Here is a 21,757-nt window from a genome sequence, read left to right as displayed (position 1 = left end):
CTAGGACGGTTGTCTTGGTACGGTGCGGTCATGGGACACAAAGAAGATCTGCTCGAAGGCGCCAAGAAGTGCCTGGTCGAGAAGGGGTTCGTGCGCACCACCGCGCGCGACATCGTCGGCGCCTCCGGCACGAACCTGGCGTCCATCGGCTACCACTACGGCTCCAAGGACGCCCTGCTCACCCAGGCGTTCATCGCCCTGACGCAGGAGTGGGGTGAGACGGCCTTCCCGGCCGGCCTGGAAGGTGAGGACGGCTCCCTGGACCGCCTGCGCGCCATGTGGGACGGCGTCCTCGCGCAGCACGACGCCGCGGCCCCCGTCTGGGCGGCCAGCATGGAGGTCGCGCTGAGCGGCGAACGGCTGCCGCAGCTGCGCGGCATGCTCGCCGCCTCCCAGGCCGAGGGCCGCCGGGGCCTGATCTCGCTCCTCACCGGCACCCCGGAGGAGGAGCTCACCGAACGCGACGAGCGCACCCTCGGCTCCGTGGTCCAGGCGCTGCTCAACGGGCTGATGATCCAGTGGCTGCTCGACCCCGGTACCGCCTCCTCCGCCGAGGAGTTCACCGAGGGGCTGCGCCTCCTCGCGCAGGGCCTGACGGCGTCCCCGGAGGCCGGACCCGCCGGCCGGGCGACGCTCTAGTGCCGCGGTGGTGGCCCGCACCCGGGTCCCGGCGCCCGGCCGGGTTCAGGTGCGCAGGCGGGCGGCCTTGAGGGCCATGTGCAGGAGCAGGCGGTCCTCGCCGAGGTCCAGGTCGAGCCCCGTCAGCTGCTCCACCCGGCCCAGCCGGTAGTACAGGGTCTGGCGGTGGATGCCCAGTTCCGCCGCCGCGCGCCCCGCCTGCCCCGCGCAGTCGAGGAACACCTCCGCCGTGCGGGCCAGTTCCCGGTGGGCCGGGCCCAGCAGGGCCCGCGTCGCCGGGTCGTCCGCCGGCCCGGCGCCCAGGGCGGCCAGCATCCGGTACGGGCCGATCCCCGACCACTGCGCCACCGGACCCAGCCCCGGCTGCCCGGCCGCCGCCCGGGCGGCGGCGGTGGCCTGAGCCCACGCGGCGGGCAGCTCCGCGAGCGCCCGCACCGGGTCGGACACCCCGGCGGTGACGGAGCCGCCCCCGGCGGGCGAGCCGGCCACCGCCGCGCGGGGCAGCAGCCGCCCGACCGCGGCCAGGGCCGGACCGAGCGCGTCCCCCGATCGCAGCCGCACCAGCACCGCCAGCACCCCCGTCCCCGGCCCGGGGCCGTCGCGGCCCTCGGAGCCCGCCGGGACCACGCACACCGCCGCCGCCCCCGGCACCGACCCCGGAGCCTCCCCGGACCACGGGGCCACGCACACGGCGGCGTGCGGCCCCTCGGCCCCGGGCCCCAGTGCCACCCGCAGCGCGGCCACCGCCATGTCCTGCTGCCAGCCCCGGCCGGCGGTGAGCACCGCCAGGAACTCCCGCGACAGGTCGGCGCCCGCCTTGGCCTCCTCGGCGAGCAGCACCCCGATCCGCTGGGCCACCTCCATGGCGGCCTCCAGGGCGGCCGGCTCCGGGCCGGGGTCCTGGTCCAGGAGCCACACGTAGCCCTGGACGATGCCCCGGTACCGCACCGGCAGGCAGATCCGCCCCCGGAAGACCCCCGCGTCCGGGGCCGCCGGGATCCGCACCGGGCCCGTGGCGCGGGCGATGCCGAAGCCCTCGAACCAGGAGCGGACGGCCGCCGTCGACTGCCGGGTCAGGATCGAGCGGGTGCGCACCGGGTCCATCACGAGGTCGTCCTCGCTGTCGTGCGCGCCGAAGGCGATGAGGCGGAAATCCCGGTTCTCCAGCGTCGCCGGGGCGCCGAGCAGCGCCGAGATCTCGTCCACCAGGTCCTGGTAATCGCCCTTCACGCGGACATTCTCCCACTCCGCGACGGGCCCTTCAGACAGATGTATGAGATCCGGGCCACGGATGCGTGACAGCTGTCGATGGCAGAGGATCGTGGAGATCCTTAGGTTTCACGGTGGTTTTACTTGCGTTTTCCTTACGGTCGCGGCCCCACCCCTGCGGCGTCCGTTCGTCCGCTTCTGCCACCCGTTGGAGGTGCCCCGTGCTGGGTCCCGCGATCCTCGCCGCTTCGCGCAGCGACAAGATGCGCCGAATCGTCTCTGCCGCCCCGGTGACCAAGCCGGTGGTCAACCGGTTCATCCCCGGTGAGACGGTCGGCCAGGTCATCCCGATCGTCGAGGAGCTCACCCGCAAGGGCCTGGAGGTCACCCTCGACGTCGTCGGCGAGGACATCACCGCGGTGGAGCAGTCCTACGCGGCCCGGGACGCCTACCTGGAGCTCATCGAGCGCCTCAAGGAGCTGGAGCTGGGCGAGACCGTGGAGATGTCGGTCAAGCTCTCCATGTTCGGCCAGGCCCTGGAGGGCGGCCACGAGCTGGCCCTCGCCAACGTCCGCCCGGTCGTCGAGGCGGCCGCCGCCATCGGCACCACCGTGACGCTGGACGCCGAGGACCACACCACCCTCGACTCGATGTTCGCCATCCACGAGGAGCTGCGCCGGGACTTCCCGCAGACGGGCTGCGTGATCCAGGCCTACCTCTTCCGCACCGAGGCCGACGCCCGCCGCCTGGCCGCCGCCGGCAGCCGCGTCCGGATCGTGAAGGGCGCCTACAAGGAGCCCGCGGAGGTCGCCTACCAGGACAAGGCGGAGATCGACAAGGCGTACGTCCGGATCATGAAGATCCTGATGGAGGGCGAGGGCTACCCGATGATCGGGTCCCACGACCCGCGCCTGATCGCCATCGCGCAGGAGCTCGGCCGCCAGGCCGGGCGCAAGCTGGACGAGTACGAGTTCCAGATGCTCTACGGCATCCGCAGCGAGGAGCACCTGCGGCTGGCCGCCGAGGGGCACCGCATGCGGGTCTACACGGCCTACGGCACCGACTGGTACGGCTACTTCATGCGCCGTCTCGCGGAGAAGCCGGCCAACCTGCTCTTCTTCCTCCGCTCGATGATCACCAAGAACTAGCCAAGAACCAGGTCAAGGAGTTATCGCCCCATGGATGCTGTGACCCAGGTCCCCGCGCCGGTCAACGAGCCGGTCCACTCGTACGCCCCCGGCAGTGCCGAGCGCGCGCGCCTCGAGATCCAGCTGAAGCAGCTGTCCGAGAACCCGATCGACCTCCCGATGACGATCAACGGCGTCAAGCGGATGGGTGGCGGCGAGCGCTTCGACGTCGTCCAGCCCCACGACCACAAGTCGGTCATCGGCACGTACGCCAACGCCACCCGGGACGACGCCCAGGAGGCCGTCGACGCCGCCCTGGCCGCCGCCCCGGCCTGGCGCGCGATGTCCTTCGACGACCGCGCCGCGATCATCCTGCGCGCCGCCGAGCTGCTGGCCGGCCCGTGGCGCGAGAAGCTGGCCGCCTCCACCATGCTGGGCCAGTCCAAGACCGTCCAGCAGGCCGAGATCGACACTCCCTGCGAGCTCGTCGACTTCTGGCGCTTCAACGTCCACTTCGCCCGCCAGATCCTGGCCGAGCAGCCCGCCGCGAACAGCGCCGGCGTGTGGAACCGCAGCGACCACCGCCCGCTGGAGGGCTTCGTCTACGCGATCACGCCGTTCAACTTCACGGCCATCGCCGGCAACCTGCCGACCGCCCCCGCGCTCATGGGCAACGTGGTCGTGTGGAAGCCGTCCCCGACGCAGACCCACTCCGCCGTCCTGCTGATGGAGCTCCTGGAGGCGGCCGGCCTGCCCAAGGGCGTCATCAACCTCGTCACCGGTGACGGCATCGCGGTCTCCGAGGTGGCCCTGAACCACCCCGAGCTGGCCGGCATCCACTTCACCGGCTCGACCAAGACCTTCCAGTACCTGTGGAAGACGGTCGGCAACAACATCGAGAACTACCGCTCGTACCCGCGCCTGGTCGGCGAGACGGGCGGCAAGGACTTCGTCGTCGCGCACCCGTCCGCGGACCGCGCGATCCTGAAGACCGCCCTGACCCGCGGCTCCTTCGAGTTCCAGGGCCAGAAGTGCTCGGCCTCCTCCCGCGCCTACGTCCCGGCCTCCATCTGGAACGACGGCTTCAAGGAGCAGTTCGCCGCCGAGGTCGACGGCATCACCATGGGTGACGTCCGCGACCTGTCGAACTTCATCGGCGCGGTCATCGACGAGCGCTCCTTCGCGAAGAACAAGGCCGCGATCGACCGTGCGAAGGCCGACCCGACCTGCACGATCGTCGCCGGCGGCACGTACGACGACTCGGAGGGCTACTTCGTCCGCCCGACCGTCATCGAGTGCACCGACCCGGAGAACGAGGTCTTCACGACCGAGTACTTCGGCCCGATCCTCGCGATCCACGTGTACGAGGACGACAAGTACGACGAGATGCTCGCGCAGATGGAGAACGTCTCGGCGTACGCCCTGACCGGCGCCGTCATCGCCCAGGACCGCTACGCGGCCGCGGACACGATGGAGAAGCTCCGCTTCGCCGCGGGCAACTTCTACATCAACGACAAGTCGACCGGCGCCGTCGTCGGCCAGCAGCCCTTCGGCGGCGGCCGCGCCTCGGGCACCAACGACAAGGCGGGCGCGGCGTCCAACCTGCTGCGCTGGACCTCGACCCGCTCCATCAAGGAGACCCTGGTCCCGCCGACCGAGTACGGCTACCCCCACATGGGCTGATCCGGCCCACGGCTGAACCCCGCCCCCGCTCCGGTACCCCCAAGTCCGGAGCGGGGGCGGTCCCCTTTCCGGGGCCGGAGGGCTCCGGGCGTTCAGACCTCCACGAGGACCTGGTCCAGGGACTTGCGGACCAGGTCCGGGACCTCGCAGTCGTCGGCGGGGTAGCCCACCGGGATGACCGCGAAGGCCTTTTCGTTCTCCGGGCGGTTCAGCACGTGCCCCAGGAAGCGCATCGGGCTCGGGGTGTGGATGAGCGCGGCCAGGCCGGACAGGTGGAGGGCCGACAGGAGCATGCCGACCGCTATGCCGACCGACTCGTCGACGTAGTAGTGCTTGCGCTTCGTGCCGTTCGGGCCGAGCCAGTAGCGCTGCTGGAAGACCACGATCAGCGCGGGCGCGTCGGTGAGGTGGGTCTTGACGGCGTCCGTGCCGATCGGGCGCAGCGCGGCGAGCCACTCGTCGCCGAGGCGGCCGTCGTAGGAGATCTGCTCCTCCTGCTCGGCGGCGGCGCGGATCTGCCGGCGGATGGCCGGGTCCTTGACCAGGACGAAGGTCCACGGCTGCTGGTGGGCGCCGGAGGGGGCGGTGGCGGCGCAGGCGATGGCGTCGCGGACGGCCTGCTCCGGGACGGGGTCGGGGGAGAAGTGGCGCACGGTCCGCCGTTCGTCCATGCGGGCCCGCAGCTCGGCCGCCCGCGCGAGGGACTCGGGGCCGGGCATGCGCGCGGGACGGTAGGCGACGGGCCGGTAGGGCTGGCCATGGGTGGGGGTCCACTGCTGGGTCTCAGGCGACATGCGCAGATCTTCCAGCGGGGGAACTCCCGGGGCCAGCGGTACGTCATGAACCAATGTCCGTTGTGTACTGACAGGGGGGCTATGGCCGTGTCGAACGTCGGTCGATTCGTGGACTGGGAGGGCTGCTTCAACGCCCGCGACCTCGGCGGTCTGGGAGCGCTGCGGCCCGGGGCGCTGATACGCGCGGACAGCCTCGACGGGCTCACCGCCCGGGGCTGGACCACTCTGTCCGGCCAGGGGGTGCGGACCGTCATCGACCTGCGCAACGACGGGGAGGCGGAGGTGGACCACTCCCCGCGGCCGGCCGGGCTGACCACCCTGTCGATCCCGCTCGACGGCATCGAGCACCGGGACTTCTGGGACGTGTGGTGGGGCACTCCCGGCTTCGGCACCCCCGCGTATTTCCGGCCTTTCCTGGAGCGTTTCCCCGACCGCGTGGCCGCCGTGGCCCGCGCCGTCGCCGCAGCCCCGCCGGGCGGCGTCGTCTTCCACTGCGGTCTGGGCCGCGACCGTACGGGGATCATCGCGCTCGTCCTGCTGCGGCTGGCCGGGGCGAGCCCGCAGGAGATCGCCGACGACCACGCGCTGAGCGAACCGCGGGTCCGGGCCCGGTACGCGGCCCGCGGAAGGTCCTATGACGACACCGAGATCGAGGAGTACACGGCCCGCCTCGGCACCACCGTGCACGCCCTCGCCCTGGAGACCGCGCGGTGGCTGGATGCGGGCGCCTACCTGCGCGGGGCCGGGCTGACGGCCGTCGAACTGGAGGGGCTGCGGGGCAGACTGGGGGCATGAGCGACGACACGCGGACCCGCCTCGCGCACACCTCCCAGCTCGACGCGGACACCCTCGCCGCCGTCCGGGACCTGCTCGACGCGGCCTTCGACGGCGACTTCGGCGACGAGGACTTCGAGCACGCCCTCGGCGGGATGCACGCCCTGGTGTACGAGGACGGCGCGCTCGTCGCGCACGGCAGCCTCGTCCAGCGGCGGGTGCTGCACCAGGGGCGGGCCCTGCGGACCGGGTACGTGGAGGCCGTCGCCGTCCGCGCCGACCGGCGCCGGCGCGGGCTCGGCGGGGTGGTGATGGCCGCGCTGGAGGGCGTGATCGCCGGGGCCTACGTACTGGGCGCCCTGTCCGCGTCCGAGGAGGGGGCGGCCCTGTACGAGGGCCGGGGGTGGAAGCCGTATCCCGGGCGGATCGGGGTGCTGGGCCCGGCCGGCCCCGAGCGGCTGCCCGAGGAGGAGGGCTCGACCTACGTGTGGACGCCGCCCGGAGGGGTCGTACCGGCCTCCGCCGGGCGGCTCGACTTCGACTGGCGGGACGGGGACGTGGTGTAGCTAGCCGGAGATGCTCGCGGTGCCCGTCTCGATGTGGCCGGTGTAGCGGCGCGACCAGGTGCCGTCGGCGTCGGCCAGGACCGTGAAGTCGTACCAGCCCTTGCTGTACGCCACCGCGTTGAAGAAGTCCTCGCGCGAGGAGCCCGCCGGCACGGTGTAGGTCCAGGGGCCGTCCGTGCGGTAGGCGTTGGAGCGGATGGTGAAGGTGACGGGGGAGCCGGAGGCGTTGGTCATCTTGAACCAGACGGCCGTCTTGCCGGTGCCGGACTCCACCGCGTAGCGGGCCGCGACCTCCAGGTCCTTGCCCGCTTTGGTCGCGTCGCCGATGAAGCGGCGCAGGAACCGGTTCGGGCCGTACATCGAGATGTCGTACTTGCCCGAGCCGGCGCCCAGGCCGATGGAGAACCAGTCCGTCGAGGTGCCGCCCGGGTCGACCGTGTACTGCCAGGCGGCCGTGTCCCGGTGCTGGTGCGGGTGGATCGAGAAGTGCGCGGCCCGCTTCGCCTGCGGGCCCTGGTTGGTCATCGAGAACCAGGCCAGGATCTTGCCCATCGGCCCGAACTCGAAGCGGTCCAGGTTGCCGTTCACCTGGTACGGGAGGGCCCGCGCCGGGCGCGTGCCGGGCTCCTGCGCCGGCTGGGCGTTGTTCTGGGGCACCGGGTTGGGCAGCGGGCCGCAGGTGGACTGGCCGATGACCTTCGCCGTCGACGGCAGGCCCGTCGGGACCCCGTACACCGGGTGCGCGAAGTCGAAGACGCCCGTCAGGTCGCCGGTCACCCTGCGGCGCCAGGCGCTGATGTTGGGGCAGAGGGCGGGGGTGCCGATCGCGGTCGTCCACGTCTCCATGAAGCGCAGCACCGAGGTGTGGTCGAAGACCTCGGAGCTGACCCAGCCGCCGCGCGTCCACGGGGACATCACCAGCATGGGGACGCGGAAGCCGAGTCCGATCGGGACGCCGTCGATGTACTCGTCCGGGGTGCCAGGAGGGGCGACCGGCGGCGGGACGTGGTCGAAGAAGCCGTCGTTCTCGTCGTAGTTGAGGAAGAGGACGGTGGAGTCGAAGACCTCCGGGTCCGCGGCGAGCGCGCGGTAGACCAGGTCGACGAAGTGCGCGCCGTCGCCGGGCGGGGCGTACGGGTGCTCGGAGAAGGCCTCGCTGGCCACCACCCAGGACACCTGGGGCAGGGTTCCGGCGACCACGTCCGCGCGGATCGCGGCCGCGATGTCGTCGGGGGTGGAGCCGGTGGTCTTGGGGACCGAGGCCATGCCCCGGTCCCACAGCGGGTCGCCGGGCCGCGCGTCGGTGAACTTCCTGAAGTAGGCCAGGCCGTTGTCCCCGTAGTTGTCCTGGGCGTTCTGGTAGACCTTCCAGGTCATCCCGGCCCGCTGGAGGGCCTCCGCGTACGACTCCCAGGTCAGCCCGGACTCCTCGCCGCCGTCCTTGCTGCTCGCGTCGACCTTGCCGCTCCACAGGAAGGTGCGGTTGGGGCCGGTGGCGCTGAGGGCGGAGCAGAAGTAGGCGTCGCAGACCGTGTAGTGGTCGGCGAGGCCGTAGTGGAAGGGGATGTCGCCCCGCTCCAGGTAGCCGAGGGTGTGGGTCTTGCCGACCCCGGCGACCCAGTTGTCCATCCGCCCGTTGTTCCAGGCCGCGTGCTGGGAGGTCCAGCTGTGCGGGAGGTCCCCGGTGCACTGGGCCAGGGTCTGGCCGTCGGCCCCGCCGGCCGACGGGGTGGCGGACAGCTTCCAGGGGTACTGGCGGCCGCCCCAGTTCGGCTGGTTGAAGGTGCCCCAGCCGCCGGGGATGTTGCCGGCGGCGCGGTCGCCGAAGCCGCGTACGCCCTTCAGCCGGCCGAAGTAGTGGTCGAAGCTGCGGTTCTCCTGCATCAGGACCACCACGTGCTTCACGTCGGTGATGGTGCCCGTCGCGGCGGCGGCCGCCGTCCCCGGCAGGGCGGTGGGCAGGGCCGCCCCCGCCACGAGCCCGGCGCCGATCCCCACGAAACCCCTGCGGCTGATGGGTGTCACTGGCTGCTCGCCTCCAACTCAAGTGCCCCGGCGGCACATTGACGGCAAGGGTGGCGGCAGCCGCCGCAAAGGTCTACATCCGTGCGGTAAGAACTCGGTGAACATCCGGACGGCCTGAGTCAGCTCCCGGTCCGCACGAGCATCTTGCCCGTGTTCTCGCCGTGGAGCATGCCCAGGAAGGCCTCCACCGTGCGGTCGAATCCCTGGACAACGGTGGTGTCGGTGCCGATCCGGCCGCTGCGCAGGTGGGGGACCAGGAAGTCCTCCAGTTCGTCCTGGAGATTGGTGTGGTTCCGTACCAATACGCCTTCCAGGCGCAGCGACTTGTGGACCACCTCGAAGAGGTTGCGGGGCGCGGCGGGGGAGCGGTCCCCGTTGTACATCGAGATCGCGCCGACCCAGGCGATCCGGCCGTACTCGCGCAGGGACGCGATCGCGCCCTCCAGGTGGTCCCCGCCCACGTTGTCCACGTACACGTCGATGCCGTCCGGCGCGGCCTGCGCCAGCTGCTCGCCGACGGGCCCGTCGTGGTAGTCGAAGGCGGCGTCGAAGCCGAGGGTCCCGGTGAGGTGCGCGACCTTCGCCGCCGATCCGGCGCTGCCGATGATCCGGCGGGCGCCGAGCAGCCGGGCGATGTGCCCGGTGGCGGTGCCGACCCCGCCGGCGGCGGCGGAGACGAAGAGGTCCTCGCCCTCGCGCAGGGCCGCGGTCCGGGTGAGGGCGGCGTAGGCGGTGAGCCCGGTGCCGCCCAGGACGGACAGGTACGCCTCCAGCGGGACGCCCGCGTGCCCGCGCAGCGTGCGGGTGCCGTCCACGCCCAGGGTGACCAGGGAGTGGGTGCGCCAGCCGGCGCGGTGGAAGACCAGGTCGCCCTCCTTCAGGCCCGGGTCGCGGGATGCGGTCACCCGGCCGACCGTGCGCCCCTCCAGCGGGGCGTTCAGCTCGAAGCCGCCCTCGCCGCCGTCCATCAGCCCGCGGTGGTACGGGTCCACCGACAGCAGCAGGTTCTCCACCAGGGCGCTGCCGGGGGCGGGTTCGGGGACGGGGGAGGAGGTGTACGCGAAGTCGGAGGCGGCCGGGAAGCCGGTCGGGCGGGCGATCTGGTGGACGGCGTAGGCGGTGTCGGTGCTCATGGCCATGAACCTAGGAAGGAATCCCGCGGCCGGGCAGGGGGTTGCCCTCATGGAAGCCGCACATCCATGAACGCGGCTCATACACCGAGGTGGGAACCAGTGGCCGAGCTCGCCCCGCAGGAACTCCGGGTCCTGGTCGCCGTCGCCGACACGGGCGGTTTCTCCGCCGCGGCCGCCGTGCTGGGGGTGAGCCAGTCGGCCGTCTCGCACTCGGTGCGCGGCAGCGAGGGCAAGGTCGGCGCGGTGCTCTTCGAGCGCGGCCGCACCGGCGCCTCGCCCACCCCGGCCGGCGAGCGGGCCGTCGCGCTGGGCCGGCGCATCCTGCGGCTGTACGAGGTGCTGGGCGCGGAGGCGCGCGGCGCGTCCCGGGCCCCCGCCGGGCGGGAGGCGGTGGAGGGGGTGCTGCGCGTCGCGGCCTTCCGCAGCGCGGCCCTGCACCTGCTGCCGCCCGCGCTGGAGCGGCTCACCGCGCTGCACCCCGGCGTCCGCCCCGAGGTCCGGGTGGTGCGCGAGATCGGCGCCGGCGCGGCGGGGGAGGTGGCCGCGGGCCGGGCGGACCTGGGCATCGCGACCCTGGGCGCGCGGGGGGACGTGGCGCCGGGCCTGCTGACCGGGGTGCTCGCGCGGGAGGCGTACGCCCTGGTGCACCCGGCCGGGCACCCGGACCCCAAGGCGCTGCCGCTGCTGGACTGGGACGAGAACTGCGGCTCCTACACCCGGGCGTGGTGGCGGTCCCAGGACTGGATCCCCCGGGCCACCGTGAAGGCGGAGGACGACGCCATGGTGCTGACGATGGTCGGCCGGGGCCTGGGCATGGCGATCATGCCGGAGCTGTCGCTGCGGGAGGCCCCGGAGACCGTCGAGATCACCGCCCTGGGGCCCCGGAGGCCGGTGAGGCAGGTGGGATACGTCACCACGACGGAGTTGGCGTCCACCCTCGCCGTCAGGGCTCTGATCAGGGAACTCAGGGCTGAGACGGCCTGAATCGGAACCTGCGGAAGGCTCCCTCCGGGGGGTTTCCCATCTCAGATACTAGGAAGTCCGAGTAATTGCCGAGACATACAGCCGGACCTGCCCTAGCTTTGTAGGAGCCGAACGTCTCGCTGATCCTGCGAATGGCGGTCGAGGGCGCGCGCCCACTGGCAGGCAACCCCTGCGGCGCACGGCCCCCCGCCTCTTCCGGCGCCTTGAAGGAACACCCCTCATCCGTGGCCCCGCCACGCCGTGATCCCAAGGAGTCGATCACCATGACCCCCACCACCGCCGCATCCCGCCGCGTCCGCCACACCTCCCCGGCCGACGCCGACCGCAAGAACGCCGCCGCCGCCCTCCAGCGCGCCCTGGACCGCCGCGACAACGGCGGCTCGACCGGCCACTGAGATTGGTCCAAATGCTGGACGCCATATGTCTGAGGGCTGGGACACGGAGTACGGTTCCGACATGTCGACCAGCATCAATCTCGCAGTGATCCCCGGTGATGGCATCGGCCAGGAAGTCGTGGCTCAGGGCCTCAAGGTCCTTACCGCGGTCCTGCCCCAGGATGTGAAGCTGGAGACCAAGGAGTACGACCTCGGCGCCCAGCGCTGGCACCGCACCGGTGAGACCCTCCCGGACGCGGAGCTGGAGGCCCTCAAGCGCCACGACGCGATCCTGCTCGGCGCCATCGGCGACCCGTCGGTCCCGTCGGGCGTCCTGGAGCGCGGCCTGCTGCTGAAGCTCCGCTTCGCCTTCGACCACTTCATCAACCTGCGCCCCTCGAAGCTGTTCCCGAACACGGCCAGCCCGCTCGCCGGCCGTCCGGAGATCGACTTCGTCGTGGTCCGCGAGGGCACCGAGGGCCCGTACACCGGCAACGGTGGCAGCCTGCGCACCGGCACCCCCGCCGAGGTCGCCACCGAGGTCAGCGTCAACACGGCCTACGGTGTGGAGCGCGTCGTGCGCGACGCGTACGAGCGGGCCAACGCCCGCCCCCGCAAGAAGCTGACGCTCGTCCACAAGAACAACGTCCTCGTGTACGCGGGCCACATGTGGAAGAACATCTTCGACAAGGTCGGCCAGGAGTACCCCCAGGTCACCACCGACTACCTGCACGTCGACGCGGCGACGATCTTCTTCGTCACCCAGCCCGAGCGCTTCGACGTCATCGTCACGGACAACCTCTTCGGTGACATCCTCACCGACCTGGCCGCGGCCGTCACCGGCGGCATCGGCCTGGCCGCCTCCGGGAACATCAACCCGACCGGCGCCTTCCCGTCCATGTTCGAGCCCGTCCACGGCTCGGCCCCCGACATCGCGGGCACCGGCAAGGCCGACCCGACCGCGACGATCCTCTCGGTCGCCCTCCTCCTGCGCCACCTCGGCTACGAGGACCAGGCCGTCCGCATCGAGGACGCGGTCTCGGCCGACCTGGCCGAGCGCGACGGCACCTTCCGCTCCACCGACGCGATCGGCGACGCCCTCGCCGCGCGAGTAGCCGGCTGACCCGGCCGTTCCACCCAGGAAGCCGCCAGGTCACAAAGGGACCTGGCGGCTTCTCCTGCGCGGCCCCCGGTGCCACCATCTCCCTGGGCCGCTAAAGCCCCGTTTCTCCGAAGCCTGCCCGCGCGCGATAATCGAACGCGAGGCCGCGGAATACGGGGAAGCTCGGACGTCCTAGTACGCATGAGCGCGGTCCGCCATACCCAACCGGTGAAGGACAAGCACTCATGACGACGCCCACGATCGAGCTCAAGCCCTCCTCGAACCCGCTGTCCGACGCGGAGCGCGAGGCGATCCTGGCCAGCCCCGGCTTCGGCCGCCACTTCACCGATCACATGGTGACGATCAAGTGGACCGAGGGCCGCGGCTGGCACGACGCCGAGCTGGTCCCGTACGCCCCCCTGGCGATCGACCCCGCGAACATGACCCTGCACTACGCGCAGACGATCTTCGAGGGCCTCAAGGCCTACCGCCAGCCCGACGGCACCGTCGCCACCTTCCGCCCGCGCGCCAACGCCGAGCGCTTCCAGGCCTCCGCCCGCCGCATGGCGATGCCGGAGCTGCCGGCCGACCTCTTCATCGAGGCCTGCGACGCCCTGATCAAGCAGGACAGCGCCTGGGTGCCGGACTCCGGCGAGGCCTCCCTGTACCTGCGCCCGTTCATGTTCGCGTCCGAGGTCGGCCTGGGCGTCCGCCCGGCCAACGAGTTCCTCTTCATGGTCATCGCCTCGCCCGCCGGCGCCTACTTCCCCGGTGGCGTCAAGCCCGTCTCCGTCTGGCTCTCCGAGGAGTACGTCCGCGCCGTCAAGGGCGGCACCGGCGCCGCCAAGACCGGCGGCAACTACGCGGCCTCCCTCGTCGCCCAGGCCCAGGCCGCCTCGCACGGCTGCGACCAGGTCGTCTGGCTGGACGCCGTCGAGCACCGCTGGATCGAGGAGATGGGCGGCATGAACCTGTACTTCGTGTACGGCGACCGCATCGTCACCCCGGAGCTGACCGGCTCGCTCCTGCCCGGCATCACCCGCGACTCCCTCCTCACCATCGCCCGCGACCTCGGCTACACCGCCGAGGAGGGCCGCATCACCACCGAGGACTGGAAGCGCGACAACGAGAACGGCACCCTCACCGAGGTGTTCGCCTGCGGTACCGCCGCCGTCATCACCCCGGTCGGCTCGGTCAAGTCCGAGCGCGCGAACTGGACCCAGGGCGACGGGCAGCCCGGCGAGGTCACGATGAAGCTCCGCAAGGCGCTCCTGGACCTCCAGACCGGCCGCACCGCCGACACCCACGGCTGGATGCACCCGCTCGGCTGAGGCGCATCCCCCGAAACGCCCGAAGGCCCCCGCGCTGCTGCGCGGGGGCCTTCGGCCTTGCGGTGGGGGAGGAGCGGGGTCAGCGCTCCTCGTCCTTCCCGTCGTCCTTCTTCTCGCTGCGCTGGAACTGGCCCTCCGAGCCGGTGAGGGCCGAGAGGCCGTCCCCGATCAGGTAGGCCAGGCCGGCCATCCCCTTGACGATCTTCGTCGCCACGTACGCGAGCTCTTCCACGACGCCTCCCCGTGTCGTACGCGGCGGCCCCCGTCCTAGTCGGCCGCCGCCATCACTGCCTCCGCCGCCGGTGCGGCGGCCGGTGCCGCCTGCGGCCGGACGGTCAGCGCGGCGTACACCGCGCCTCCGACCAGCCCCGACAGGACGAAACTACAGTCCACCCCGCCGGTGAGCGCCAGCAGAGGGCCCTCGTACACCGGGGTCGACACGGCCGCCAGTCCCACGACCGCGCCCGCCGCCCACGAGGCGGTGGCGCGGAGGTTCCAGCCGCCGCTGTACCAGTAGACGCCGCCGCGGGCCCGACGGTTGAACACCTGGAGGGCGTCGGCGTCGTAGACCCCGCGGCAGCGCACGAAGCCGATCAGGGTGATCACGGCCCACGGGGTGCCGATCGCGGTGAGCAGCAGCACGAAGGAGGTCATCGCGGACTGCACGTCCCACTCGAAGGAGCCGAAGAAGACGAACGCGGTGGCCACGGCGGCGGCGATCACGGTGGCCTTGGTGCGGGTGGCCCTGGGGATGATGGCGTCCAGGTCCAGGCCCATGGAGTAGAGCATCAGCCCGGCGTTGCCCACCGAGCCGGCCGCCGCGGCCACCAGCAGCGGGACGAGGTACCAGAAGGGCGCGGCCGCCACGAGCGGCCCGGCGTAGTCGGCCCCGGCCCGGGCGGCGAGGGCGGTGTACGTGCCGAACAGCTGCGGCACCAGCAGGCCGAACAGCAGCCCGAGACAGGTGGCCCGGAACACCTTCCGGGAGCCGTGGCGGCGCGGGGAGACGTAGCGGGTGTAGTCGCCGAGCAGGGTGATGAACGCGACGGGCCCGCTGAGCCCGGCGGCGACGGCGGCCAGCAGCCAGGTCGGCCAGAAGGAGCCGAGCAGGTACTGCGTGTCCGGCGGGGCGGCGGCGGTGAAGTGGGGGGCGTAGGCGACGACGCCGACGGCCAGCAGGACCACCATGGCGATGGACAGCACCTTGCTCATGCGCAGCAGCAGCCGGTAGCCGAAGACGGCTCCGACGACGGTGCACGCGGCGAGCACGCCGTACATCAGGGCGCGGGTGAGGCCGGTGTCGGGCGACCCGGTGAGCCGGGAGAGGGTCCCCGCCATCACGTCGCCGCCGATCCACAGGGTGAGCGCGGTGTAGCCGAGGGAGAGCAGCAGGCCGACCACGGAGCCGACCAGCCGCCCCCGTACGCCGAACTGGGCGCCGCTGGAGGTGGACAGGTTCGTCGCGGTCCGCAGCGACACCAGGGCGAGCGGCGCGGTGAAGGCGATGCCGACCACGGTGCCGGTCACGATGGCGGTGACGGAGGGCACCAGCCCGAGCCCGAAGGACGGGGGCAGCCAGCCGAAGACGATCACGCCGAGGCAGAGGTTGGAGCCGAGGAGGATCGAGATCAGGTCACGGGGCCCGCTCGTCCGCTCCTCCTCCGGGATGGTGTCGACTCCGCGCTGTTCGATGGGCATGGGGGGACTCCCTTGGCAGGGCGGGGGGTGGTTGCGCATTCGTTTGAGCGTCATTCAATGTGACCTGAGCCCTGGTCCCCGGTCAATGCTTCATTGCGAGGAAATGAAGAGTTAGAGTGATGCTCTAACTCATCGAGTCAAAAGGTGGTGGATCGGCGTGCGGCTGACCCCTACGGAGCGCGACCGGCTGCTGCTGCGCAGCGCCGCGGAACTGGCCAGGGCCCGCCGGGCCCGGGGCCTCAGGCTCAACGTCCCCGAGGCCACCGCTCTGATCGCGGACACGGTCTGCGAGGCCGCGCGCGACGGCAAGCGGCTGGCCGAGGCCATCGAGGAGGCCCGCGGCGTCCTGGGCCCCGACGACGTCCTGCCCGGCGTCGCCGACGTGGTCACCGAGGTGCACGTGGAGGCCGTCTTCGACGACGGCTCCCGCCTGGCCGTGGTCTCCGCGCCCATCCAGGGCGCCGTCTCCCTCGGCGCCGACGCCCCGGGCGCGGTCGTCCCCGGCCCCGGCGCGCCGCAGCCCGAACCGCAGCTGCACCTGCGGGTGCGCAACACGGCGCCCGTCCCGGTCAGCGTCACCTCCCACTTCCACTTCTTCGAGGCGAACCCCCGGCTCGACTTCGACCGCGCCGCCGCCTACGGCATGCGGCTGTGCGTGCCGGCCGGCTCCTCGGTCCGCTTCGACCCGCACGGCGAGGGCGAGGTGGGGCTGGTCCCGATCGGCGGCGACCGGATCGCCATCGGCTTCGCCGGCCTCGTGGACGGGCCCCTGGACGCCCCCGGAGCCAAGGAGCAGGCCCTGGCCCGCGCCGCCGCCTGCGGCTACCTCGGCGCCGCCGCCACCGAAGACGACCCGACGGGAGACCAGGCGTGAGCCGTCAGACCCCCCACACCGACCACAGCGCGCACTGCGCCCCCGGCAGCCGCCACATTGACCCGCACGAGTACGCTTCCGTGTTCGGCCCCCGGGCCGGGGACCGGGTCCGGCTCGGCGACTCGGGCCTGACCGTCCGCGTCGAGTACGACGCCCAGAAGCCCGGCGACGAGTTCCTCGCCGGCTTCGGCAAGACCGCCCGCGACGGCCTGCACCTGAAGGGCGCCGCCGTCCGCGAGACCTGTGACGTGGTGATCAGCAACGTCCTCGTCATCGACGCCGTCCTCGGCATCCGGAAGGTGTCCATCGGCATCCGCGAGGGCCGCATCCACGCGATCGGCCGGGCCGGCAACCCGGACACCCTCGACGGCGTCGACGTGGTCGTCGGCACCGGCACGAGCATCGTCTCCGGCGAGGGCCTCATCGCCACCGCCGGGGCCGTGGACACCCACGTCCACCTGCTCTCCCCCCGCATCATGGAGGCCTCCCTCGCCGCCGGTGTCACCACCGTCATCGGCCAGGAGTTCGGCCCCGTCTGGGGCGTCGGGGTCAACTCCCCCTGGGCGCTGAAGCACGCCTTCAACGCGTTCGACGCCTGGCCGGTGAACATCGGCTTCCTGGCGCGCGGTTCCTCCTCGGACGCCGCTCCGCTGGTGGAGGCCCTGGCCGAGGGCGGCGCGTCGGGCTTCAAGGTGCACGAGGACATGGGCGCGCACACCCGGGCCCTGGACACGGCGCTGCGCGTGGCCGAGGAGCACGACGTGCAGGTCGCCCTGCACAGCGACGGCCTCAACGAGTGCCTGTCCGTCGAGGACACCCTGCGGGTGCTGGAAGGCCGCACCATCCACGCCTTCCACATCGAGGGCTGCGGCGGCGGGCACGTGCCCAACGTGCTGAAGATGGCGGGCGTGCCGAACGTGATCGGTTCCTCCACCAACCCGACGCTGCCCTTCGGCCGGGACGCGGTCGCCGAGCACTACGGCATGATCGTCTCCGTCCACGACCTGAAGCCGGACCTTCCCGGGGACGCGGCGATGGCCCGTGACCGGATCCGCGCGGGGACGATGGGGGCCGAGGACGTCCTGCACGACCTGGGCGCGATCGGCATCACCTCCTCCGACGCCCAGGGCATGGGCCGGGCCGGTGAGACGATCCGCCGCACCTTCGCCATGGCCGCCAAGATGAAGGGCGAGCTGGGCCCGCTGGACGGCGACGGCGAGGGCGACGACAACGCCCGTGTGCTGCGGTACATGGCGAAGCTGACGATCAACCCGGCCATCGCCCACGGCCTGGCGCACGAGATCGGCTCCATCGAGATCGGCAAGCTCGCCGACATCGTCCTGTGGCGTCCCCCGTTCTTCGGCGCCAAGCCGCAGCTGGTCCTCAAGTCCGGCTTCCCGGCCTACGGCGTCACCGGCGACCCCAACGCCGCCACCGACACCTGCGAACCCCTCGTCCTCGGCCCGCAGTTCGGCTCGTACGGCGCCACCGCCGCCGACATCTCCGTCGCCTTCGTCTCGGCGGCCGCCGCGGCCCTCGGCTCCGACGAGATGCCGACCCGCCGCCGCCGCGTCGCCGTGCGCGGCACCCGCGGCATCGGCCCCAAGGACATGCTCCTCAACTCCCGGGTGGGCGCGGTCGATGTGGACGCGCGCAGCGGACTGGTCTCCCTCGACGGAGAACCGCTGCGCTCCGAAGCGGCCGACTCGGTCTCCCTCAACCGCCTCTACTTCCTTTAATCGGCACAGCCCGTAAGCCCGTTAGGACCCCGCCATGACTGCACAGCACGCCCAGCCCGTGAACGACGGCTTCCGGATGCCCGCCGAGTGGACCCCCCACGAGCGCACCTGGATGGCCTGGCCCAGCCCCAACCCCACCTTCACCAACGAGCAGGAGCTCGCCGAGGCCCGCCAGGCCTGGGGCGCCGTCGCCCGTGCCGTGCGCGCCTACGAGCCGGTGACCCTCGTCGTCTCCCCGGGCGACGCCGAGAGCGCCCGCGCGATCGTCGGCGACGACGTCCAGCTCGTGGAGCAGGAGCTGGACGACGCCTGGATGCGCGACATCGGCCCCACCTTCGTCACCAACGACGCCGGCGAGCTGGCCGCCGTCGACTGGACCTTCAACGGCTGGGGCGCCCAGGAGTGGGCCCGCTGGGACCACGACTCGAAGATCGCCCGGCACGTCTCCGACGTGGTCGGCACCCGCACCTACAGCACCCCGCTGGTGAACGAGGGCGGCGCCATCCACGTCGACGGCGAGGGCACCGTGCTCCTCACCGACACCGTGCAGCTCGGCGAGGGCCGCAACCCCGGCTGGACGCGCCAGCAGGTCGAGGAGGAGATCCACGCCCACCTCGGCACCACCAAGGCCATCTGGCTCCCCTACGGCCTGGCCGGCGACTACGGCACCTACGGAACCCAGGGCCACGTGGACATCGTCGCCGCCTTCGCCCGCCCCGGCGTGGTCATGGTCCACACCCAGCCCGACCCGGCCCACCCGGACCACGAGCGCTGCAAGACCATCGCCGCCATCCTGCGCGCCTCCACCGACGCCAAGGGCCGGCGGCTGGAGGTCGTCGAGGTCCCCGCGCCGACCGTGCTGGAGGAGGACGGCGAGTGGGTGGACTACTCGTACATCAACCACTACCTCTGCAACGGCGGCGTGGTGCTGTGCGCCTTCGACGACCCGCGCGACGAGGAGGCCGCCGAGATCTTCCGCGGACTGTTCCCCGAGCGGACGGTGACGCTCGTTGACGCACGTACGATTTTCGCCGGGGGTGGCGGTATCCACTGCATCACCCAGCAGCAGCCGAAGGTCTGACCCGAGGCGGACCTCGTGAAGGAGTGACCATGGTGGCGGGTGGAGCACCGGTACGGGCGGCGCGCAAGAATGCGCCCCCGCGCGAGGACGTACTCGCCGCCGCCATGGCCACGATCGCCGAGCGCGGCCTGGAAGGCCTGACCATGGCCGGCCTGGGCCGCCAGGTCGGCATGAGCAGCGGCCACCTCCTCTACTACTTCGGCAGCAAGGACGAGCTCCTGCTGCAGACCCTGGAGTGGAGCGAGGCGGCCCTGGGCAGTGAGCGGCGGGCCCTGCTGGCCCGCCGGGGCCCGGCGCGCGAGCGGGTACGGGCGTACGTGGACCTCTACGTGCCCGACGGCGCCCGGGACCCGCACTGGACCCTGTGGCTGGAGGTCTGGAACCGGTCCCAGAACGCGGGCCCCCAGGAACGCGAGCGGCAGGCCGCCATCGAGGGCGCCTGGCACCGCGACCTGGTCGCCCTGCTCGCCGAGGGCATCTCGCGCGGCGAGTTCCGCGCGGTGGACCCCGACCGCTTCGCGTCCAGGCTGCGGGCCCTGCTCGACGGGTTCAGCATCCAGGTCGCCGTGGGCCTGCCCGGCATAGGGCGCGAGGACATCCTGGAACACGTCGCGGAGTTCCTCGCCGAAACCCTCGCCCACTAGGCCGTGTCCTGGGGCTCCCGCCGACGGCGGCCCGGCTGGCGGACGCCGGGTGCCCGCATGCTGAGACCGGCGTCCACCGGCGACGGGCCGTGTGACACACTGCGAGCGTGTCTGCTCAGCTCATGATTATGGACAGCAGCGCGCCGGTCCTCTGTGACCGCTGAAACCGTGGACGACCTCCGCGGCAGCGGCCACCGTGCCTCAGACCCGCGCGCAGACCTCTCGCACCCGCGAGGGGTCTTTTCGTTTCCAAGGGCAGAAACATGCCGGAAGCGGGCGGCGCGCGATGATGGGGGCAGTGGATCCCCGGTCTCCGGAACCACTCATCCGACAGGAGTCAGATCAGCATGACGACGACAGAGGCGACCCAGCCGACAGCGGCCCTCGACGACGCCTTCCACGTCTTCGACACCACCCTGCGCGACGGCGCCCAGCGTGAGGGCATCAACCTCACGGTCGCGGACAAGCTGACCATCGCGCGGCACCTGGACGAGTTCGGAGTCGGCTTCATCGAAGGCGGCTGGCCGGGGGCCAACCCCCGCGACACCGAGTTCTTCGCCCGCGCCCGGGCCGAGATCGACTTCAAGAACGCCCAGCTCGTCGCCTTCGGCGCCACCCGCCGGGCCGGCGGCCAAGCCGCCTCGGACCCGCAGGTGCGCGCCCTCCTGGAGTCCGGCGCGCCGGTCATCACCCTCGTCGCCAAGTCCCACGACCGGCACGTCGAACTCGCGCTGCGCACCACCTTGGACGAGAACCTGGAGATGGTCCGCGACACCGTCTCCCACCTCGTCGCCCAGGGCCGCCGCGTCTTCGTCGACTGCGAGCACTTCTTCGACGGCTACCGCGCCAACCCCGAGTACGCCAAGTCCGTCGTCCGCACCGCCCACGAGGCCGGCGCCGACGTCGTCATCCTCTGCGACACCAACGGCGGCATGCTCCCCGCCCAGATCACCGCCGTCGTCTCGACCGTGCTGGCCGACACCGGGGCCCGCCTCGGCATCCACGCCCAGGACGACACCGGCTGCGCCGTCGCCAACACCCTGGCCGCCGTCGACGCGGGCGCCACGCACGTCCAGTGCACCGCGAACGGCTACGGCGAGCGCGTCGGCAACGCCAACCTCTTCCCGGTCGTCGCGGCGCTGGAGATCAAGTACGGCCGCACGGTCCTCCCCGAGGGCGCGCTCGGCGAGATGACCCGCATCTCCCACGCCATCGCCGAGGTCGTCAACCTCACCCCCTCCACCCACCAGCCGTACGTCGGCGTCTCCGCCTTCGCGCACAAGGCGGGCCTGCACGCCTCGGCGATCAAGGTCGACCCGGACCTGTACCAGCACATCGACCCCGAGCGCGTCGGCAACACCATGCGCATGCTGGTCTCCGACATGGCCGGCCGGGCCTCCATCGAGCTCAAGGGCAAGGAACTCGGCGTCGACCTCGGCGGCGACCGCGCGTTGATCGCCCGCGTGGTCGAGCGGGTCAAGGAGCGCGAGCTGGCGGGCTACACGTACGAGGCCGCCGACGCCTCCTTCGAGCTGCTGCTGCGCGCCGAGGCCGAGGGCCGGGCGCGCAAGTACTTCCGCGTGGAGTCCTGGCGGGCCATCGTCGAGGACCGCCCCGACGGCACCCACGCCAACGAGGCCACCGTCAAGCTGCGGGCCAAGGGCGAGCGGATCGTCGCCACGGCGGAGGGCAACGGCCCCGTCAACGCCCTCGACCGGGCCCTGCGGGTCGCGCTGGAACGCTTCTACCCCCAGCTGGCCAAGTTCGAGCTGGTGGACTACAAGGTCCGCATCCTGGAGGGCAAGCACGGCACGGAGTCCACGACCCGCGTCCTGATCGCCACGACGGACGGCACCCGCGAGTGGAACACGGTGGGCGTCGCCCCCAACGTCATCGCGGCCTCCTGGCAGGCCCTGGAGGACGCCTACACCTTCGGCCTCCTGCACGCGGGCGTGGAGCCGGCCGAGTAGTCCCGGCGGC

20 protein-coding genes are annotated in these 21,757 nt (G+C 72.1%); 14 read left to right on the top strand and 6 right to left on the bottom strand.

Annotation, left to right across the window (positions count from 1 at the left end):
- The first annotated feature begins 30 nt into the window (after positions 1 to 30).
- Positions 31 to 639 (top strand): TetR/AcrR family transcriptional regulator, encoded by a 609-nt coding sequence (locus ABD973_RS08755; protein ID WP_345499628.1) that lies wholly within the window; start codon positions 31 to 33, stop codon positions 637 to 639.
- Positions 640 to 684: 45 nt separating this feature from the next.
- Here the strand turns inward: ABD973_RS08755 and ABD973_RS08750 are convergent, their stop codons facing one another.
- Entirely contained in the window at positions 685 to 1,869 is a 1,185-nt protein-coding gene (locus ABD973_RS08750) for a PucR family transcriptional regulator (RefSeq protein WP_125596705.1), read from the bottom strand.
- Positions 1,870 to 2,069: 200 nt separating this feature from the next.
- On the opposite strand from ABD973_RS08750, the gene ABD973_RS08745 reads away from it, so the two are divergent.
- Together ABD973_RS08745 and pruA are read left to right on the top strand one after the other, a co-directional pair.
- The gene (locus ABD973_RS08745) at positions 2,070 to 2,996 is read left to right on the top strand and encodes a proline dehydrogenase family protein (protein ID WP_125596708.1); all 927 of its coding nucleotides are present in this window, start codon (positions 2,070 to 2,072) and stop codon (positions 2,994 to 2,996) included.
- A 30-nt stretch (positions 2,997 to 3,026) separates the two neighbouring features.
- Positions 3,027 to 4,658, top strand: coding sequence for an L-glutamate gamma-semialdehyde dehydrogenase (pruA, locus tag ABD973_RS08740; RefSeq protein WP_125596711.1), 1,632 nt, complete (start codon positions 3,027 to 3,029; stop codon positions 4,656 to 4,658).
- Positions 4,659 to 4,750: 92 nt separating this feature from the next.
- Here pruA and ABD973_RS08735 read toward each other — a convergent pair whose 3' ends face one another.
- Positions 4,751 to 5,452, bottom strand: coding sequence for a nitroreductase family protein (locus ABD973_RS08735; RefSeq protein WP_125822603.1), 702 nt, complete (start codon positions 5,450 to 5,452; stop codon positions 4,751 to 4,753).
- A gap of 81 nt (positions 5,453 to 5,533) precedes the next feature.
- Between ABD973_RS08735 and ABD973_RS08730 the strand changes: the two genes are divergently transcribed.
- Positions 5,534 to 6,247, top strand: a complete 714-nt coding sequence (locus ABD973_RS08730; RefSeq protein WP_241253391.1) for a tyrosine-protein phosphatase — start codon at positions 5,534 to 5,536, stop codon at positions 6,245 to 6,247.
- Positions 6,244 to 6,792 carry a GNAT family N-acetyltransferase gene (locus tag ABD973_RS08725; RefSeq protein ID WP_125822605.1) on the top strand — a complete coding sequence of 183 codons (549 nt, stop codon included), beginning with the start codon at positions 6,244 to 6,246 and terminating at the stop codon, positions 6,790 to 6,792. The genes ABD973_RS08730 and ABD973_RS08725 overlap by 4 nt, the downstream gene beginning before the upstream one ends.
- Here the strand turns inward: ABD973_RS08725 and ABD973_RS08720 are convergent, their stop codons facing one another.
- Both ABD973_RS08720 and ABD973_RS08715 read right to left on the bottom strand, forming a co-directional pair.
- Positions 6,793 to 8,817, bottom strand: coding sequence for a phosphocholine-specific phospholipase C (locus ABD973_RS08720; protein ID WP_345499624.1), 2,025 nt, complete (start codon positions 8,815 to 8,817; stop codon positions 6,793 to 6,795).
- Between the two features lie 119 nt (positions 8,818 to 8,936).
- The gene (locus ABD973_RS08715) at positions 8,937 to 9,950 is read right to left on the bottom strand and encodes an NADP-dependent oxidoreductase (RefSeq protein ID WP_125822607.1); all 1,014 of its coding nucleotides are present in this window, start codon (positions 9,948 to 9,950) and stop codon (positions 8,937 to 8,939) included.
- 99 nt (positions 9,951 to 10,049) lie between these two features.
- Here ABD973_RS08715 and ABD973_RS08710 point away from each other — a divergent pair, with 99 nt between their 5' ends.
- The 4 genes from ABD973_RS08710 (at position 10,050) to ABD973_RS08695 (ending at position 13,741) form a co-directional block, all read left to right on the top strand.
- Positions 10,050 to 10,934, top strand: a complete 885-nt coding sequence (locus tag ABD973_RS08710; RefSeq protein WP_125822608.1) for a LysR family transcriptional regulator — start codon at positions 10,050 to 10,052, stop codon at positions 10,932 to 10,934.
- A gap of 263 nt (positions 10,935 to 11,197) precedes the next feature.
- Positions 11,198 to 11,329, top strand: coding sequence for a hypothetical protein (locus ABD973_RS08705; protein ID WP_260614121.1), 132 nt, complete (start codon positions 11,198 to 11,200; stop codon positions 11,327 to 11,329).
- Between the two features lie 61 nt (positions 11,330 to 11,390).
- Positions 11,391 to 12,431 carry a 3-isopropylmalate dehydrogenase gene (locus ABD973_RS08700; RefSeq protein WP_125603691.1) on the top strand — a complete coding sequence of 347 codons (1,041 nt, stop codon included), beginning with the start codon at positions 11,391 to 11,393 and terminating at the stop codon, positions 12,429 to 12,431.
- Between the two features lie 224 nt (positions 12,432 to 12,655).
- Positions 12,656 to 13,741: a branched-chain amino acid aminotransferase gene (locus ABD973_RS08695; RefSeq protein WP_125603690.1), complete on the top strand. Its 1,086-nt coding sequence runs from the start codon at positions 12,656 to 12,658 to the stop codon at positions 13,739 to 13,741.
- 79 nt (positions 13,742 to 13,820) lie between these two features.
- Here the strand turns inward: ABD973_RS08695 and ABD973_RS08690 are convergent, their stop codons facing one another.
- Both ABD973_RS08690 and ABD973_RS08685 read right to left on the bottom strand, forming a co-directional pair.
- Positions 13,821 to 13,973 (bottom strand): hypothetical protein, encoded by a 153-nt coding sequence (locus ABD973_RS08690; protein ID WP_164720966.1) that lies wholly within the window; start codon positions 13,971 to 13,973, stop codon positions 13,821 to 13,823.
- A gap of 35 nt (positions 13,974 to 14,008) precedes the next feature.
- Positions 14,009 to 15,439 (bottom strand): cytosine permease, encoded by a 1,431-nt coding sequence (locus ABD973_RS08685; RefSeq protein ID WP_125822609.1) that lies wholly within the window; start codon positions 15,437 to 15,439, stop codon positions 14,009 to 14,011.
- Positions 15,440 to 15,596: 157 nt separating this feature from the next.
- Between ABD973_RS08685 and ureA the strand changes: the two genes are divergently transcribed.
- From ureA to cimA, 5 genes are all read left to right on the top strand, one after another.
- Positions 15,597 to 16,313, top strand: a complete 717-nt coding sequence (ureA, locus tag ABD973_RS08680; protein WP_345499615.1) for an urease subunit gamma — start codon at positions 15,597 to 15,599, stop codon at positions 16,311 to 16,313.
- Between the two features lie 56 nt (positions 16,314 to 16,369).
- A complete protein-coding gene (locus tag ABD973_RS08675) occupies positions 16,370 to 18,052 on the top strand; it encodes an urease subunit alpha (protein ID WP_345504511.1) in 1,683 nt (560 codons plus the stop codon).
- Positions 18,053 to 18,086: 34 nt separating this feature from the next.
- Positions 18,087 to 19,133, top strand: a complete 1,047-nt coding sequence (locus ABD973_RS08670) for an agmatine deiminase family protein (RefSeq protein ID WP_125822611.1) — start codon at positions 18,087 to 18,089, stop codon at positions 19,131 to 19,133.
- Between the two features lie 29 nt (positions 19,134 to 19,162).
- Positions 19,163 to 19,777: a TetR/AcrR family transcriptional regulator gene (locus ABD973_RS08665; protein ID WP_125603915.1), complete on the top strand. Its 615-nt coding sequence runs from the start codon at positions 19,163 to 19,165 to the stop codon at positions 19,775 to 19,777.
- Positions 19,778 to 20,124: 347 nt separating this feature from the next.
- Positions 20,125 to 21,747 carry a citramalate synthase gene (gene cimA / locus ABD973_RS08660; RefSeq protein ID WP_125603916.1) on the top strand — a complete coding sequence of 541 codons (1,623 nt, stop codon included), beginning with the start codon at positions 20,125 to 20,127 and terminating at the stop codon, positions 21,745 to 21,747.
- The last annotated feature ends 10 nt before the right edge of the window (positions 21,748 to 21,757 follow it).

The organism is Streptomyces racemochromogenes (genome assembly GCF_039535215.1).
Taxonomy (GTDB): Bacteria; Actinomycetota; Actinomycetes; order Streptomycetales; family Streptomycetaceae; genus Streptomyces; species Streptomyces racemochromogenes.
The sequence above is the reverse complement of the archived record's forward strand: the minus strand, read 5'-3'. Positions and strand labels throughout refer to the sequence as shown.